At 59.7% G+C, this 15942-nt stretch carries 15 protein-coding genes; 12 read left to right on the top strand and 3 right to left on the bottom strand.

All coding sequences use genetic code 11. The features are described 5' to 3' along the window. Positions 1–123: 123 nt before the first annotated feature. The gene (locus HNQ50_RS21000; protein ID WP_184103267.1) at positions 124–1242 is read left to right on the top strand and encodes an acyltransferase family protein; all 1119 of its coding nucleotides are present in this window, start codon (positions 124–126) and stop codon (positions 1240–1242) included. Between the two features lie 89 nt (positions 1243–1331). Continuing rightward, positions 1332–3386 carry a methionine--tRNA ligase gene (gene metG, locus HNQ50_RS20995; RefSeq protein ID WP_184103265.1) on the top strand — a complete coding sequence of 685 codons (2055 nt, stop codon included), beginning with the start codon at positions 1332–1334 and terminating at the stop codon, positions 3384–3386. A gap of 1070 nt (positions 3387–4456) precedes the next feature. On the opposite strand, the gene HNQ50_RS20990 is transcribed toward metG, so the two are convergent. After that, positions 4457–5365: a LysR family transcriptional regulator ArgP gene (locus HNQ50_RS20990; RefSeq protein WP_308419193.1), complete on the bottom strand. Its 909-nt coding sequence runs from the start codon at positions 5363–5365 to the stop codon at positions 4457–4459. A 115-nt stretch (positions 5366–5480) separates the two neighbouring features. Between HNQ50_RS20990 and HNQ50_RS20985 the strand changes: the two genes are divergently transcribed. Next, positions 5481–6086, top strand: a complete 606-nt coding sequence (locus tag HNQ50_RS20985; protein WP_184103261.1) for a LysE/ArgO family amino acid transporter — start codon at positions 5481–5483, stop codon at positions 6084–6086. Between the two features lie 76 nt (positions 6087–6162). Then, entirely contained in the window at positions 6163–7179 is a 1017-nt protein-coding gene (locus tag HNQ50_RS20980) for an LLM class flavin-dependent oxidoreductase (RefSeq protein WP_184103259.1), read from the top strand. Between the two features lie 69 nt (positions 7180–7248). Here HNQ50_RS20980 and HNQ50_RS20975 read toward each other — a convergent pair whose 3' ends face one another. Continuing rightward, a complete protein-coding gene (locus HNQ50_RS20975; RefSeq protein WP_184103257.1) occupies positions 7249–7836 on the bottom strand; it encodes a TMEM175 family protein in 588 nt (195 codons plus the stop codon). A 141-nt stretch (positions 7837–7977) separates the two neighbouring features. On the opposite strand from HNQ50_RS20975, the gene gorA reads away from it, so the two are divergent. Continuing rightward, positions 7978–9330, top strand: coding sequence for a glutathione-disulfide reductase (gene gorA / locus HNQ50_RS20970; protein ID WP_184103255.1), 1353 nt, complete (start codon positions 7978–7980; stop codon positions 9328–9330). Positions 9331–9560: 230 nt separating this feature from the next. On the opposite strand, the gene ahr is transcribed toward gorA, so the two are convergent. Continuing rightward, entirely contained in the window at positions 9561–10577 is a 1017-nt protein-coding gene (gene ahr / locus HNQ50_RS20965) for an NADPH-dependent aldehyde reductase Ahr (protein ID WP_184103253.1), read from the bottom strand. Positions 10578–10787: 210 nt separating this feature from the next. Between ahr and HNQ50_RS20960 the strand changes: the two genes are divergently transcribed. From HNQ50_RS20960 to HNQ50_RS20930, 7 genes are all read left to right on the top strand, one after another. Next, complete coding sequence (locus tag HNQ50_RS20960) at positions 10788–11279, top strand: PTS sugar transporter subunit IIA (RefSeq protein WP_184103251.1); 492 nt, start codon at positions 10788–10790, stop codon at positions 11277–11279. Continuing rightward, the gene (locus HNQ50_RS20955) at positions 11276–11482 is read left to right on the top strand and encodes a hypothetical protein (protein WP_184103249.1); all 207 of its coding nucleotides are present in this window, start codon (positions 11276–11278) and stop codon (positions 11480–11482) included. The genes HNQ50_RS20960 and HNQ50_RS20955 overlap by 4 nt, the downstream gene beginning before the upstream one ends. 337 nt (positions 11483–11819) lie before the next feature. Then, positions 11820–12281, top strand: a complete 462-nt coding sequence (locus tag HNQ50_RS20950; protein WP_184103247.1) for a type IV pilin protein — start codon at positions 11820–11822, stop codon at positions 12279–12281. Positions 12282–12303: 22 nt separating this feature from the next. Next, positions 12304–12822: a pilus assembly FimT family protein gene (locus HNQ50_RS20945; RefSeq protein ID WP_184103245.1), complete on the top strand. Its 519-nt coding sequence runs from the start codon at positions 12304–12306 to the stop codon at positions 12820–12822. Then, positions 12803–13240, top strand: coding sequence for a PulJ/GspJ family protein (locus HNQ50_RS20940; RefSeq protein ID WP_308419192.1), 438 nt, complete (start codon positions 12803–12805; stop codon positions 13238–13240). Before HNQ50_RS20945 ends, HNQ50_RS20940 begins: the two co-directional genes overlap by 20 nt. Further along, a complete protein-coding gene (locus HNQ50_RS20935; RefSeq protein WP_184103241.1) occupies positions 13237–13995 on the top strand; it encodes a PilW family protein in 759 nt (252 codons plus the stop codon). The genes HNQ50_RS20940 and HNQ50_RS20935 overlap by 4 nt, the downstream gene beginning before the upstream one ends. A gap of 8 nt (positions 13996–14003) precedes the next feature. After that, entirely contained in the window at positions 14004–15878 is a 1875-nt protein-coding gene (locus tag HNQ50_RS20930) for a beta strand repeat-containing protein (protein ID WP_184103239.1), read from the top strand. Positions 15879–15942: the final 64 nt, after the last annotated feature.

The raw sequence follows: 15942 nt of genomic DNA, 5'->3' as shown, positions 1-15942 counted from the left end.
GCTTTCCATCACTTAAGAATTGCCCATATTATTAATTACTTAATTATTTCTTTTATTGTAATTATTTAAGTTATCGCCGTAGAATCACCCACAAAACCAATCGCACACATAAAGAGGTGATCAATGCAACAGCGCATCCAGCATCTGGATGTGGCCCGCGGCATGGGTATTACACTTGTCGTCCTGGGCCATAACCTGATCTTTCAGCACATCAACCCCATGGCACATCAGGTGCTGCATTCCATCAACATGCCTATGTTCTTCCTGATGTCAGGGGTGTTTTTCAACGACACGCTGTCTCTGGGCAAGCTGACCCTGGCCAAGCTCGACGGCGTGCTCAAACCCTTCTTTGTCACGCTGATTGTGGTGGCGCCACTCCAGCCATTACTGTCACGCGACCCGTTCGTGCAATACGTCGCCGGTTCTCTTTACGGCACGGGTGGCACGCTGCGCTGGACACCACTGTGGTTCCTGCCGCATCTGTTTCTGGTGTTTATCACGGCGCGGGTTTATCTGAACATTGCGGAGCGGTTGCGCATTGCGCAATGGCTGTCGTTGCTGCTCGGGGTAACCAGCGTGACGCTGGCGTGGGAGATGTTTCAACAACTGCAGGAGATGCCAATTCCACTCACAAACGTGGCTTATTCGGCAACACCGGCCATCTATAGCGAGCTGGGGTTTCCGTTCAGTGCAGATCTGCTGCTGATTACGGTCCCCATCTTTCTGGTCGGGCATGCCTTGCGTCAACGTTTGCGCACCTTTGAACCACACCCGGTAGTGGCATTCCTCGGCCTTGTTGCCTTTATCCTGCTGCACTATCTCTCATCCGGAGAGATGAACCTGAACGACAGGGTGTTTGACGATTATGTGTGCAACATCGGGCAGACGGTCTGCGGTGTTTATCTGGTGCTCTCGGCAGCGGTCTGGATTTCGCGGCACAGGCCCATGTTGACCCGGTTGCTCACGCAGGCCGCGGCAGCAAGTCTGTTTATCTTGCTGTTTCATGATTATCTGCAACGCCGGGTCTTTCGCTTTTTCATGGAGCACAGCCATATCTTGCTGCTGGCAGCAATCGCCTCCTGGCTGGCAGCCATGATTCTGCCGGCACTGGCCTTCCGGGTGGTTTCCCGCGTGCCGTGGCTGGCCGTGCTTTGGCTGCCGCTCAAACGGGTGCGGCGCCAGCGCGAAGCTCAGGCCGCCTCCACACAAGGCATGGGCGAGGTCGTAGCGTCTTCTTCTTGACGGTAAAACGGACGGAGTGCTTTTCAGATCAGGCTGTCTCTTGCGGTATAATCGCCAATTCGATTGTTCAACACGGACAGCCTGATCCCATGAAGCGCAAGATACTGATTACCTCCGCCCTCCCTTATGCCAACGGTCCACTGCACCTTGGGCATATGCTGGAACATATCCAGACCGACACCTGGGCGCGTTTTCAGAAGATGCGCGGGCACGAGTGCTACGCCGTCTGTGCCGATGACACCCACGGCACGCCGATCATGCTGCGGGCGCAAAACCTGGGCATTACGCCGGAACAACTGATTGCCGATGCCAAAAAAGCGCACGAGCAAGACTTTGCCGGGTTCCTGGTGAACTACGACAACTACGGCAGCACGCATTCGGAAGAAAACCGCCAGTATTCCTACCGCATTTACAACGCACTCAAAGCCAACGGCAAGATCGCCAACCGCACCATCAGCCAGTTGTACGATCCGCAGAAAAACATGTTTCTGCCAGACCGCTTTGTCAAAGGCGAATGCCCCAAGTGCCATGCCAAGGATCAATACGGTGACAACTGTGAAGTCTGTGGCACTACCTATGCCCCGACCGATCTGATCAACCCGTACTCCGCCATTTCCGGCGCTACGCCAGAGCTGCGTGACTCCGAGCATTACTTCTTCAAGCTGGGCGATTGCGAGGAATTCTTGCGTAGCTGGACGTCCGGTCGTGTCAACGTCAATGGCAACGACCGCCTGCGTTTGCAGGAAGGCGCCGCCAATAAATTGCAAGAGTGGTTTGATGCCGGCCTGAATGACTGGGACATCAGCCGCGACGCGCCCTATTTCGGCTTTGAAATCCCCGATGCGCCGGGCAAGTATTTCTATGTATGGCTGGATGCGCCGGTCGGTTACATGGCCAGCTTCCAGCAACTGTGCGATCGCACCGGCATCGACTTTGATGCCTTCTGGAACAAGGATTCCGGTGCCGAGTTGTATCACCACATCGGCAAGGACATTCTGTACTTCCACGCCCTGTTCTGGCCGGCCATGCTGGAATACGCCGGTTACCGCACCCCGACCGGCATCAATGCGCACGGCTTTTTGACGGTCGACGGCCAGAAGATGTCCAAGAGCCGCGGCACCTTCATCACCGCCGAGTCTTACCTGCGCCACCTGAACCCGGAATGGCTGCGCTATTACTTTGCCGCCAAGCTCAACGCGAACATTGAAGATATCGACCTGAACCTGGAAGACTTCGTCGCCCGCGTGAACAGTGATCTGATCGGCAAGTACATCAACATTGCCAGCCGCGCTGCCGGTTTCATCACCAAGCGTTTTGACGGCCAACTGGCCGCCGACCTGGGCGACAGCGGCCCGCTGGCCAAACTGCAGGCTGCGTCGGAGCAGATTGCCGGCCTGTGGGAAAGCCGCGAATACAGCCGCGCCATCCGCGACATCATGGCGCTGACCGATGAGGTCAACCAATGGGTAGACGCGCACAAGCCGTGGGAAATTGCCAAGCAAGAAGGCCAGGATGCCGAACTGCAACGCGTGTGCTCGGTGCTGATCAACGCCTTCCGCATCCTGACCGTGTACCTGAAGCCGGTGCTGCCGAAACTGGCTGCCGACGTGGAAAGCTTCCTCAATATTGCCCCGCTGACCTGGGCTGACGCCAGCACACTGCTGACCGGCCACACCATCAACGTGTACCAGCACCTGATGCAGCGCGTAGATCCAAAGAACATTGAAGCCTTGATCGAAGAAAACAAACAAAGCCTGGCCCCGACCAGCAACGAACCTGCCGCAGCCAAGCCGGATTATGAAATTCCGGAAATCGAACCCGTCATCAACATTGATGATTTCGGCAAGATTGACCTGCGTATCGCCAGGATTGTGAACGCCCAGCACGTGGAAGGCGCGGAGAAACTGCTGCAACTGACGCTGGACATTGGCCTGCCGGAAACCCGCAACGTGTTTGCCGGTATCAAGAGCGCCTACAAGCCGGAAGACTTGATCGGCCGCCACACCGTGATGGTCGCCAACCTGGCCCCGCGCAAGATGAAATTTGGTCTGTCTGAGGGCATGGTGCTGGCTGCGGGTGGGGATGGTGGCTTGTATATCCTGACGCCGGACCTGGGTGCCAAGCCGGGGATGCGGGTGAAGTGAGTTGTTTTGGGGCTTACCGCCCTGGCTGTAAAAAAACGCCGCTGATTTAGAAGCGGCGTTTTTTTTGACCTGCTGCCGGAGAGTGAATGTGTGGTGACCTGGCCGGCAATACAAACTGTGTTAGCGCCCTCTGCGCGGGTTTGAAAGGCGTTTGATACCGGCGGTGGCCGGAGCACCCTGATTTGCAGTACACATTTATCGTGCAACTTGCTTCGCCACCTCGGCGGCCCCAAAGAAAGCAGGCAAAGAAAGGCGACCCCAGCCTGCCCCTTGGTGGGTACCCCCACAAAGATGCCGGCATAGCAGATGACAGTTGCAGCGGGGTGGCGGCCCTCCGGGCTGCCCTCGGTTGGTCGGGAGCCCAAAGTCTCCCTCCCTCCTTCGGCGCTGGGCTTTGATGGGGAAAGAACGTCAAAAACAGCCCCAACGACAACGACAACGACCGATCCAACCTGCGTCCCACTTAACTTGTCATTCCGGCCTTGAGCTGGAATCCAGCTGCAATGCCTGCACATTCTTCAAGATGGAATCGCGAAGCAATGGTGGCAACCCACCGCAAGCAGCCCATTGGGCTGCGGGCTGGATTCCCGCCTCCGCGGGAATGACGACGTGGCGGGCGAGGCGAAACATTCTTGTGGGCAGACGGTTTGCGGGGTTGGGGTTGGGGTTGGGGTTGCTTTTGATGTTGTCGTTGTTTTTGACCTGCCTCCCCTCCGGCAGCGCCGAGCATCGCAGCGAAGTCCGGGGTTTCGGCGAAGGGGTGTTTGAGCGAAGCGAGTTCCCGTAGCCAGCCGGACTTTGCGAGAAGCGCAGGGAACCCCGAAGGGGCGCTGTCGCAGGGTCGCCTTTCTTTTGGTTACTTTTCTTTGGCGAAGCAAAGAAAAGTAACGTGCTCCGGCCACTGCCGGTATCAAAACACCGCGCCGCCAGGCGCTAACACACATCGCTACGGTGGATTGTCGCTGGCGCTCCGAATCCACCCTACGGCAAACATCTTCAGACCACCTCCATCCGGGCCGGCCTATCAACAAAGCCTACCCGCCGCAGCCACTCCTCGGTAACCATCATCACTATCCTGGTACCCCCTCACCCCCACCCAATACCTCCCGCGCTGCCGCCACAATCCGCTGCGTCAACGACTCCAGCCGTGGCGATTGTACTTTCCATGCATGCCAGTACAAGGCCACGTCCACCGGCTGATCCGGCGCCAGGTCAACCAGTGCGCCCGTCGCCACCAGGTCACCATACTGTTGTTCCGGAATCATCCCGCACCCCAGCCCCAGTTTGACCGCCGCAAAGTAAGAATCATGCGAGGGGATGTAATGACTGGGGTAAACGTCCCGGGTCAGCCCAAAGCGTTCTTCCATGAAGTCCGCCTGCAGGGCATCTTTACGGTTGAACACCATCACCGGGGCATGGCGGGCGGCCGCGCGGGTGAAGCCATCGGGGTACCAGCGCCGGCAATAGTCGGGTGAGGCGAGCATGTGGTAACGCATGGTGCCCAAGGCATAAGACTGACAACCGCGCATGGGTTCGGCCTCGCTGGTCACGCAGCCCGTCGCTTCGCCGGATTCCAGCCAGGCAAACGTGTGGTCCTGATCGTCCAGCATGACTTCCAGCAAGACATTCTCTTTGAGCAGCAAGGGTGCAACGGCGGGGACAAACCACGTGCCCAGTGTGTCGGCGTTGATGGCCAGGCGCACCACCAGCGGCGCGCGGGCGTTGTCGGCCAGTTCGGCGGCCAGTTCCTGATCCAGCATGGCGGTACGGCGCAGGTATTGCAGCAGGCGCTGACCGTGCAAGGTGGGGCGCGCCGGACGACTGCGGATGATCAGGGGCTGGCCCAGCGCGGTTTCCAGTGCGCGAATGCGTTGTGATACCGCAGATTGCGTCACGTGCAGTCGCGCTGCCGCAGCATCGAAACTACCGGTTTCGATGACGGCCAGCAGTGCATCGGTCTGCCGATGATCCAGGTTCACAGCATGCTCCTTCATTAGCCATTTTTATCCAATCTGAAAGATATTAATAACTCTTCTGTTCACGCTGCAAGCCATTCACAATCCTGCCAGATTCAAGACTCCAGGAATGATGGCGATGATGTTTGCAGCGTGGCTTAAAGGTTTGGGATTGGGCGGCAGCCTGATCATGGCGATTGGCGGGCAGAACGCGCATGTGTTGCGCATGGGGCTGTCGCGGCAACACCTTGGCCTGACCGTGCTGGTCTGCATCGTGGGTGATGTGTTGCTGATTGGTGCCGGTGTGGCCGGCATGGGTGCGTTGATTGATCACAGCCCGGCACTGATGACCTTGGCGCGCTGGGCGGGCGCGGCCTTTCTGGTGTGGTATGGCTTGCGGGCCTGGCGCGCGGCCTTTGCCACAGGTGCTTTGCACGCATCCGGTGGTGTACCGGTGCTGACCTGGCAGCAAGCGGCGCTGACCATCCTGGCCCTGACCTGGCTCAACCCGCATGTCTATCTGGATACCGTGGTGCTACTGGGTTCGATTGCCAGCCAGCAAGCGCCTGTCGCGCAGCCGTGGTTTGCGGTGGGGGCAATGACGGCATCTACCCTTTGGTTTATCGGTCTGGGCTTTGGTGCACGCCTGTTGTCGCCGGTGTTTGCCAATCCACGGGCGTGGCGGGTACTGGATGGCCTCATTGGCGCGGTCATGTTGCTGCTGGCCGTCTCGCTGGTGGTGTAATCGCCATTAGACCAATCGTCTTGAAATTATGGGTCGAGCCCTCATTTATCCGGTTCCCCCGCTTGCCGGAAAGACCATGAGCACACGCACCAACATCCCGGTTTCCATTCTTGACCTCTCGCCCATTGTGGCGGGGTCCAATCCGGCCAAGGCCCTGGCCAATACCCTTGATCTGGCCCAGCATGCAGACCGCTGGGGTTATCACCGCTACTGGCTGGCGGAGCACCACGGCATGCGCGGCATTGCCAGCGCCGCCACATCGGTGGTGATTGGCCATGTGGCCGGCGGCACTCAGCGTATTCGGGTGGGCTCGGGCGGCATCATGCTGCCCAACCATTCGCCGCTGGTGATTGCCGAGCAATTTGGCACGCTGGAATCCCTCTACCCTGGCCGTATCGACCTCGGTCTGGGCCGTGCGCCGGGAACTGACCAGGCCACCATGCGTGCGCTGCGGCGTGATTCCGGGGCGGATGGCGACCAGTTCCCGCAAATGCTGGACGAACTGCGCGCCTACTTCCGCCCTGACCTGCATGGCGGCGGCAATGGCATTCACGCCGTGCCAGGCGAAGGGCTGGATGTCCCCATCTGGTTGCTGGGTTCCAGCGGTTTCTCTGCCCAACTGGCAGGTTATCTGGGCCTGCCGTTTGCCTTTGCCGGGCAGTTTGCGCCGCGCAACATGAAGGCCGCGTTTGACCTCTATCGCCATACCTTCCGCCCGTCCCGCGTGCTGGAACAGCCGTATGCCATGGCCGGGATCAACGTCATTGCTGCCGATACGGATGAACGCGCGGCGTTTCTGGCGACCTCTGCCCAGCGCCGTTTCCTGGGGATGATCCGTGGCAATCCTGGCCCGCTGGAAGAACCGGTGAGCAATATCGACGACTACTGGCAGCCGCATGAACGCGCGACAGTGATGGCGCAACTGGGCGCTTCCATTGTTGGCAGCCCGGTCACGGTGAAGGCCAAACTCAATGAGTTTATCGAGGAGTACGGCGTGAATGAAGTGATGGCCAACGCCGCCGTGTTCGATCATGCCGAGCGGCTGCGTTCCTACGAACTGCTTTCTGAAGTCTGTGAATTACCACGTGGCTAATGCAGGCGATCATCATCCAGCAGCAAAAAAGCCGGCATACCGCCGGCTTTTTTGCGGTGTATCCGCCGCTTACTCTTCCGTGTTTTCCGCCAGTCGCTTCTCAAAACGCCGATCCGGCACCAGCCACAACGCCGCTACACCGGCATAAAAAGCGCAGGCCAACGCAGAATGCACAAAGGCGCTCCCCACGCCTGCGGCATACAGCACAATGGACAACCGCCCCTTGAAATCGCGCCCCAAAGAACGCGCCAGTTTCGATTGCGTGCCATGCCGCGCAATCAGCGCGCAGGTCAGCAAGTAATAGGCAAAGGCAGAGCCCAGCAACACCAAGCCATACAGGGCAGCCGGCCAGGCCAGATTGGGGTGTTCGCCCAGCCAGGCCGTGGTCACCGGGATCAGCGACAGCCAGAACAACAGATGCAGATTGGCCCACAGCACGCCGCCACTGACGGACGTCGCCGCGTGGAACAAATTGTGGTGGTTGTTCCAGTAAATGCCGACATAGATGAAGCTCAGGATATAAGACACCAGCACTGGCCACATGCCCAGCAAAGCGGATAAATCGCCCCCGTGCGGCACTTTGAGTTCCAGCACCATGATGGTGATGATGATGGCCAACACGCCATCACTGAAAGCTTCCAGTCTGTTCTTGCCCATCCACGCTACTCGCTGTCATTAAAAGCCGCAGCGTAGAACAGCCCCGCGCCCCTGGCAATTGGTCTGTGGGCGGCTTGCGTTTGGTCATTCTTTGGATCAACACTCAAGGCAATCTGCTCATTGCCTGTATGGAGACGGTATATGCAACAACACGATGTCGATCTGTTTGTTATTGGCGGCGGTTCTGGCGGCGTGCGTGCCGCGCGTATTGCGGCGAACCACGGCGCCAAAGTCGCCATTGCAGAGAGCGCCAACTTCGGCGGCACTTGCGTAAACCGGGGTTGTGTCCCCAAAAAGCTGATGGTGTACGCCAGTCGTTTTCCCGATCAATTTCGCGCCAGCCGTGGTTACGGCTGGACACCGGGTGAGGCGGAATTTGACTGGTCCAGCCTGATCACCCACAAAGACACGGAAATCAGCCGACTGGAGGGGATTTACCAAACCAATCTGGAAAAGGCCGGCGTGACCATTCATGCCGATCACGCCGAGATCATTGACCCGCACACCATTGAACTGGGCCGCAGCGGTCAGCGTATTAGCGCAGGCACCATCCTGATTGCCACTGGCGGCCACCCTACCCGGCCGGATTTTCCGGGCAATGAACTGGCCATTACCTCGGACGAAGCGTTCCACCTGCCCGAGCAACCCGAGCGCGTCCTGATTGTGGGCGGCGGTTACATTGCCGTGGAATTTGCCGGCATCTTTGCCGGGCTGGGTAGCGAGGTCACCCAGATCATTCGCGGTGATCATCTTCTGCGCGGGTTTGATGAAGAAGTGGCCGAGCTACTGGCCGAACACCAGGCCCGGCGCGGGATCAAGCTGCTGCGCAGCCAGGGTCTGCAACGGGTGGTACAAACGGCAGAAGGCCTGCGGGTGACGGCCAATGATGGCTTTACGCTGGACGTCGATACCGTCATGCTCTGCACCGGCCGCGCGCCCAATACACGCGGGCTGGGCCTGGCCAATGTGGACGTCAAAACCAATGAACGGGGCGCCATTGTGGTGGATAACCACGGCCGCACCAATGTGCCCTCCATCTATGCCATTGGCGACGTCACCGATCGGCTCAACCTCACACCGGTGGCCATCCGTGAAGGCCAGGCCTTTGCGGATCGCCTTTATGGCGGCATGAGCGTGGCGGACTTTGACTATGAAATGGTCCCCACCGCCGTGTTCTCCAGCCCGGAAATTGGCACGGTCGGCCTGCCCGAGCACACGGCCCGCCAGCGCTACCCGCAACTCAAGATACTGAAAACCAGGTTCCGGGCCATGACCCAGTTGTTTGGCGGGCTGGAGGATCAGGTGTTCATCAAGGTGCTGATTGACGCGCCGACCGACAAGGTCGTCGGCATGCACCTGTTGGGTGAAGGCGTGGCGGAAATGGCACAACTGGTCGGCGTAGCGCTGACCGCGAACGCCACCTGGAGCCAGTTCCGGCAGACGGTGGCACTGCACCCGACGGTGGCGGAAGAGATTGTGACGTTGAAGGGGTGATGCGGTGTGCGGAGGAAAAGGCTGGCTCCCCTTGCCTCGTCATTCCGGCGGAAGCCGGAATCCAGCTCGCCCGCCGCAGTCGGGCTTACACTGGCACACCATTTGATAAACCATTGTCAGTGCCTGCGGCACACATCTTTACAACGGTACAACTGGATTCCGGCTCAAGGCCGGAATGACGAGTCTGGGGTATGCCAGTCTCCCACTCATCACTCACCCCCCCCTCCTCATCACATATCCAGCACCACCCGATACCGCGCCTTGCCATCCCGCAGGTGCTGTAGCGCATCGTTAATCTGCGCCACCGGGTAGTGCTCCACCATCGGCGCAATGCCGTGGCGGGCGCAGAAGGCCAGCATGTCTGCAATCACGGCGGGCGAGCCGGTGGGCGAGCCAGACACATCCATCTGCTTGCTCAGCAGCGTGAACACCGTCAACGGCACCGGCGCCGGCACAGCGCCGACAAAGTGCAGCCGCCCTTGCGGTGCCAGGGTGCCGATGATGGCATCCCAATTCAGGTTGACGTTGGCTGTGACCAGCAAAAAATCCAGCGAGCCCGCCGCCGCCTTCAGTTCAGCCGGGTCGGTACTCACCACCACGTTATGCGCCCCCAGTTTGCGGGCTTCATCATGTTTGCGGGCGGATGAGGTAAACGCCGTCACCTCGCAGCCCCAGGCGCTCATGAAGCGGATCGCCATATGCCCCAGACCCCCAATGCCGATCACGCCCACCCGGCTGGTCGGTTTGACGTTGTGGACCACCAGCGGCGCAAACACGGTGATCCCGCCGCAAAAGAGCGGGCCGGCGGCGCCTGGGTCGATGCCTTCCGGCAGCGGGATGGCCCAGGCCCAGTGCGCGCGGATACGGTCAGCAAACGCACCATGACGGCCCACGATGGTGGCTTGTACCTCATTGCACAAATGCTGATTGCCACCAATGCAGGAATGACAGTGCATGCAGCTACCGCGGTTCCAGCCTACGCCAACGCGCTGCCCGATCGTCAGCCCTTTGGCCTGTGAACCGAGTTTGACCACACGCCCCACCGCTTCATGGCCTGGCACAAACGGGTAGCGGGTCATACCCCAATCGTTGTCGATCATGGATACATCTGAATGGCAGATGCCGCAGTGCTCAATCTCGACTTCTACCTCTTCGTCGGTCAGCGGGCCGGCGTCAAAATCCAGTTTTTGCAATGCTGCGCCAGCGGCGGGTGCGGCCCAGCCGTGAAAGGTGTTGTCCGTTGCCATGGTCTGCTTCCTGGTGGAGGGTCATCCCGCACTGTAGGCAGAGGCGCACGCTTTAGCCAGGCGTTTTACACAAGCGCCAGCAAACCCTGTTTTTGCACTTTTTACGCGGCAAGGTCTGTTTTTTTACGCGTTGTTTATACGCCGTTTCATACAGTGGCACTGCCGGTGGGCCATCGCTCTCCGGCATTTCGCATCACACAGGAAAACATCATGTCTTCACTGGCTGATCTCTGTCCGCCCTCCAGCATCTTGCTGGATGTCCCGGCCCGTACGGTCGATGATTTGTTTGAACACGCAGCGTGTTTTGCCGAACACCATTACGCCCTGCCTGCCAGCGTCGTGCTGCAAAAGCTGCTGGACCGCGAGCGCCTTGGCACCACTGCGCTGGGGCGTGGCGTGGCCATCCCTCATGCCCGTATTGAGGGGCTGGACTATCCGGTCATGATTTATATCCGGCCCACCCTGCCGCTGGATGCCGATACGCCAGATGGCAAAGGGCTGAGTGAATGCATCTTCTTGCTGATGCCGGCCAAAGCCTGCCAACAGCATCTGCAAGCCCTGGCCGATGTGGCCTCTGCGCTGCACCTGCGAGATTTTCGGCAGGCGCTGCGGGAAGCGCGCACGCAAACCGCAGTGCATCGGGTACTGGCCACGGCCCCCGTGCATCTGTCGCGCCATGGCCTGCTGGAGAACGCAGCATGAGCCCACTGCGATATCCGGGCCAGTTCGCCTTACAACCCCAGGCAGTCCCGGACGAACCGGCCCCAGCCAGCACGACCGGCGAGATGAACGACTTACCCGGCATGCGCCGCTGGCTGCGCTATACCACCGCTTACTTTGAAGACCGCGCGGTGATTTTCGGTAGCGACTTCCTGGTTCATCGCCAGCGCGTCGTGCGGTTCTGATTGGTTCTGATTCGTTCTGATTTCCCCTGCCTGACTTGATCGCCGCCCGCCGGGAACCTCAACCCGGGGCGGCGATTCTTTTTACATTCCGGCAAAATACCTACACCTGACTGACGCCAGATATTCAGAACCGGAAACCAGGCTGGTTTTCTACGAGATTTATCTGTCTTTCATAAAAAGTAGCGTGTTGAAAGTCTGATTCTGACGGTATAGTCACTGGCATATATAAGGGTTTTACCGGACAGGTGTTCTGCCCGGATTTTCCTGAGTCACGGGAATCCACGGCGCCCGCTCTGGTCTGAACCACCACTACACGTCAGCCAGAGGTTCTGCACGCATGCCCCAACCTTCCTGCAAGGCCCCTTCCCGCATCTCGCTGGCGGGTTTCACGCTGGTTGAATTGATTGTGACCATGGCGATTGTGGCCATCCTGACCGCCATTGCCGTGCCGATCTACGGCAGCTATGTCATTAAAAGTCATGTCAAGGGCGCGGGTGCGGATCTGGTGGCGCTGGCTTTGATCATGGAAAACCAGCACCAGTTGACGCTCAACTACGCGTCCGCCTCCAGCATTACTTCCAGCACCACCGGGTTCTCCGCCTTTGGCCCGGCGGAAGGTGCCATGTTTACCTATAACTCGTCGGTCTCTAGCGCAACCCCGCAGGCGTATACGCTGACCGCCGTCGGCCAGTCCGGCAAACCGGTCTCGGGTTGTACGCTGCAATTGACCAACACCAATCAGCGCACATTTACGGCGGGTTCAGGCAGCAAGGCCTGTGGCGGGTTAACCAGTTGGTAATGGCATGGTGACGGGCTCGGCAATGCGCGGTTTTACGCTCATCGAAATGATCATCGCCATTGCGGTAATGATGGTGCTGTTATTCATGGGCGTGCCGCTCACCATGCAATGGATCGGTTCATCCAATCTGCAATCGGCCAAAACCCTGTTCAACAAAGGCATGGCGATGACGCGCTCGCGCGCCTTGCGCAATGTGGCCGGCGCCCAGCAAAACGAGCCGGCGGCGTTTTTGCTGCTGAGCGGCGGCAATGTGCTGTGCGCGCAAGAGGCCACGTACAGTGTCGCCGTGACGGCCACCAACGTACCGCGCACGCCGGCCAATACCTTTAGCTGTACCGGCGCGGCATGGACCGGCACCTTGCCCAATGGCACCACCGGCACACTGAACAGCGCGGCCAATCAGTGTGTTGCGTTGACCAGTGCCGGGGTGCCGGTCAGCGTCACCCTCAGCGGCATGCCTGGCGGCGGCGCCTGCGTGACAACAACCAGCTACAGCATGACCAGTATGGGGGTGACCAGCAGTGCAACAACCATCAACTGATCATCTGGCGTGCGGCGCTCCCCGGCAGCGCGGATCCACGTTGATTGAGGGGCTGATTGCCATGTTGCTGGTGGGCATCGTGGGCGTGGGGCTGACCTATGTGCTATCGCGCTCGGCCCTGAGCCAGACGACGGTGAATGCGCAGAATATCGTGGTCAACAATGTGCGCTCCCAGTTAATGCAAAGCGCGGGCGGTATGCGCAATCTGTGCGCCAGTACAGTCACGCAACCGCCCATTCCGCTGGCGGGTAGTACATCAACTACCGCCACGCTGACCATCAGTTGCGGTTCGAGCACGCCTGCCACGGTGGCTGTTGGCAGCACCAGCCAGACCGTCTACGTGCCGCGTTTTTCCACAACGGCTACGGATACCAGCGGCGTGCTCGGCGGTTCGCTCACCCTGGGCAACGGCTCATGAACCAGCGCCCTTCATCCCAACGCGGCTGGACGCTCACCAGTTTGATGGTCGGTATGGTGATCAGCTTGCTGGTCATCATTGCCATGCTCTCGCTCTACCGCATTGTTGCACGCATGACGTTTGATCCAGCCAGTGGCATGCAGCCTGTCGCCGCGCAAGACCGCCAGGCCACCACCGGTTTTCTGGCGGCGCAGAACCAGTTGCAAAGTGCCGGCTTCGGCGTGGCGGGTGCAGCCCGCAATACCGACATTATCCTGGTCAATACAGCTGCGAATGGCAGCAGCACCGTGATCAGCATCCCCAATACCGGCACCGCAGTCGCTGGCAACGCCATTTATTGGGATAGCAATCTGAACCCGACCGGCACGGCCAGTTGGGTCTGCAAGGGACTGATCAGTCAGTCCGCCCAGGACCCGGTCGCCACCAGCCTGACCACCTGGTCGCTCACGCTGGTGCAGGCCAGCGGCAGTTGCAACCCGGTATCGAGCAAATGGAATGCCTCACCCAGTATCTGGACCAGCAGCAGCGTGCTGGCCAGCGGCTTGCCGGCTGCTGTCACCTTTAGCGCCAGTGCCAGCGCTGGCGCGTGCTGGCCGTTTGGAGCGGAAGTCGGCTCCGGCATGCTGGCCCTGGGCAGCATGACTGCGCTGGCCAGCAGTCAGTCCGCCGTCGCCGGGGTGCAAGTGCAAATGGGCTGGAGTACCAGCACCGGCAGCAATAGCTGGACCACCTGCCTGCCCAACTTTACGTCATGAGCCTGACCATGCGCGCCCACCACCCCACCCTGCCCCGCGCCCAGCGCGGTATCGCTGCCATCTTGCTGGTTTTGATGGTGGGTTTGTCGCTGACCGCAGCGGTACTGGGTACCATGTATTACGTGCATAGCGAGCAAGACAGCACGCTGACCGCCCATACCGCCACCCAGGCGCAGCTTAAAGCATGGACGGGGGTCGAGGCGTTCCGGCAGTATTTGTATCAGGCCGGCCAGACCACTGCAGCGGCGTTGACGGCAAATCAGGCCATCACACTGAGTGGCAGCAACCTGACCGGGATTGCGGGTCTGGTGATTGGCGTCAACAGTACCTCCACCTCTTGCGTGTCGTCTGCCGCGACGGGCTCGACACAAGGCACGCTGGTCACCGCCAATTTCACCGGCACCAGCAGCGGTGCCACCGCCACGGTACAAGCGGTGTATTGCGTGATCGCCGGCAGTTCCGGCAGCGGCACCGGCAATACCAATGCCAATGCCATCAATTTCAATCATGACGTGACGCTGGGCGGCAGCATCAACTTCATCACCTCCACCTCGACCACCGCCAATGCCGTGATCAACGTCAATGGCTCGTTCAACACCGGCGGCGTGTCACTCACAGGCGTGCAGGTCATCAACGCCACCGGCAATGTTTCACTTGGGAGCAGTGCGCAGGTGGGGGTGATTAATTCGAACGGCACCGTCAGCCTGAGCGGAAGCGCCAGCGCAGTCAGCATCAATGCCATCGGGGATGTATCGATTACCGGCGGCGCCCATGCCGATTCAGTGAACACACTGGGCAACGTGACCATGGACAGCACGTCCATCGGCACATTGCATGCCCAGAAAAACCTGACGGTGAGCAGTAGCGGCACGGTCGGCAGCGGCACCGTCGGCGGCACGGTCAGCAAACCTGCGTGGAATACTGGCGTCAACGTCACCGCCAACTCCAGCTACGCCGTGACTGTTACGCCGGTGTCACTGGGTACCCAGCAGATTGACGCCAACCAGCTGCAAGCCACCGCCAATTACGTGTTTGATATCGACAGTAGCGGGTATCGCAAAGTGACGGTCGCCAACGTCAACGGCGTTACCGCTGGCACCTACTATCTGGGTAATTACGATAGCGGCCACCAGGACTATCTGTGTACCGCGCTGGCCAGCGGTTCCACCCCGAGTTCGCCCATTTGCGGTACACCGGCCGTGGGCTCGTCGGTCACGATCTGCCAGGGTTATTCGGCGTACAACCCGTGTTTCAGTTACAGCTCCAGCAACAGCATGTGGACCATCAACGGCCAAAGTATTGCGCAAGGCGTGGCGTGGTTCCACGGCAGCCTGACCGTAGGCAATGGCACGTATTACAACACCTTTATCGCCACCGGCAATATCTCTACCAGTGGTAGCGATGTGGTCTACGCGCCGGCCTTTGCCGGCTTTAATGGCGCGGTTTCCGGTGTTACCTATGCCCCGACCGGCATTTGTGTGAACGCTAATTTCCCGACGCTGTGGCCCACCAATCTGTGTACCCCGGCCAGCAGCCCCACCACGTTCAACTACAACGCCACGGCGGTTGCCAACTACGCATTCCTGGCAGGCAGTGCCACCAATGGCGTGTACTCGGGCGGGAATATCGCGCTGGGCTCCAGCACCACGGTGTATGGCAGCATTCTGGCCAACAACCAGTTCACCAGCAGCGGCAGCACCACCATTTATGGCTATGTCACCGCAGCCGGCAGCACGGGCGCCAACAGCCTGGGTTCCAGCACCACCATCAACCTCAGCGCCCTACCGCCCGCCTATAAACCAGGCGCGAGCGTGCCGGGGACAGGCTCATCCGGCACGCCCTCTGCGGTGACCTCACAAGTGTTGTGGACCCGCTATCTGTAGGCGCGGTTCAAACGCCAGGCCAGGGGCAAACTGCAATGGCCCCGGCCGTGCCGGACGGGCAAAA

It is taken from the genome of Silvimonas terrae (assembly GCF_014202765.1).
Taxonomy (GTDB): Bacteria; Pseudomonadota; Gammaproteobacteria; order Burkholderiales; family Chitinibacteraceae; genus Silvimonas; species Silvimonas terrae.
The sequence above is the reverse complement of the archived record's forward strand: the minus strand, read 5'-3'. Positions and strand labels throughout refer to the sequence as shown.

What these genes read in the sequence shown, in the direction of transcription:
- HNQ50_RS21000 (WP_184103267.1), top strand. Translation starts at nt 124, where the DNA reads ATGCAACAGCGCATCCAGCATCTGGATGTGGCCCGCGGCATGGGTATT.
- metG (WP_184103265.1), top strand. Translation starts at nt 1,332, where the DNA reads ATGAAGCGCAAGATACTGATTACCTCCGCCCTCCCTTATGCCAACGGT.
- HNQ50_RS20985 (WP_184103261.1), top strand. Translation starts at nt 5,481, where the DNA reads ATGATGTTTGCAGCGTGGCTTAAAGGTTTGGGATTGGGCGGCAGCCTG.
- HNQ50_RS20980 (WP_184103259.1), top strand. Translation starts at nt 6,163, where the DNA reads ATGAGCACACGCACCAACATCCCGGTTTCCATTCTTGACCTCTCGCCC.
- HNQ50_RS20975 (WP_184103257.1), bottom strand. Translation starts at nt 7,836, where the DNA reads ATGGGCAAGAACAGACTGGAAGCTTTCAGTGATGGCGTGTTGGCCATC.
- gorA (WP_184103255.1), top strand. Translation starts at nt 7,978, where the DNA reads ATGCAACAACACGATGTCGATCTGTTTGTTATTGGCGGCGGTTCTGGC.
- ahr (WP_184103253.1), bottom strand. Translation starts at nt 10,577, where the DNA reads ATGGCAACGGACAACACCTTTCACGGCTGGGCCGCACCCGCCGCTGGC.
- HNQ50_RS20960 (WP_184103251.1), top strand. Translation starts at nt 10,788, where the DNA reads ATGTCTTCACTGGCTGATCTCTGTCCGCCCTCCAGCATCTTGCTGGAT.
- HNQ50_RS20955 (WP_184103249.1), top strand. Translation starts at nt 11,276, where the DNA reads ATGAGCCCACTGCGATATCCGGGCCAGTTCGCCTTACAACCCCAGGCA.
- HNQ50_RS20950 (WP_184103247.1), top strand. Translation starts at nt 11,820, where the DNA reads ATGCCCCAACCTTCCTGCAAGGCCCCTTCCCGCATCTCGCTGGCGGGT.
- HNQ50_RS20945 (WP_184103245.1), top strand. Translation starts at nt 12,304, where the DNA reads ATGCGCGGTTTTACGCTCATCGAAATGATCATCGCCATTGCGGTAATG.
- HNQ50_RS20935 (WP_184103241.1), top strand. Translation starts at nt 13,237, where the DNA reads ATGAACCAGCGCCCTTCATCCCAACGCGGCTGGACGCTCACCAGTTTG.
- HNQ50_RS20930 (WP_184103239.1), top strand. Translation starts at nt 14,004, where the DNA reads ATGCGCGCCCACCACCCCACCCTGCCCCGCGCCCAGCGCGGTATCGCT.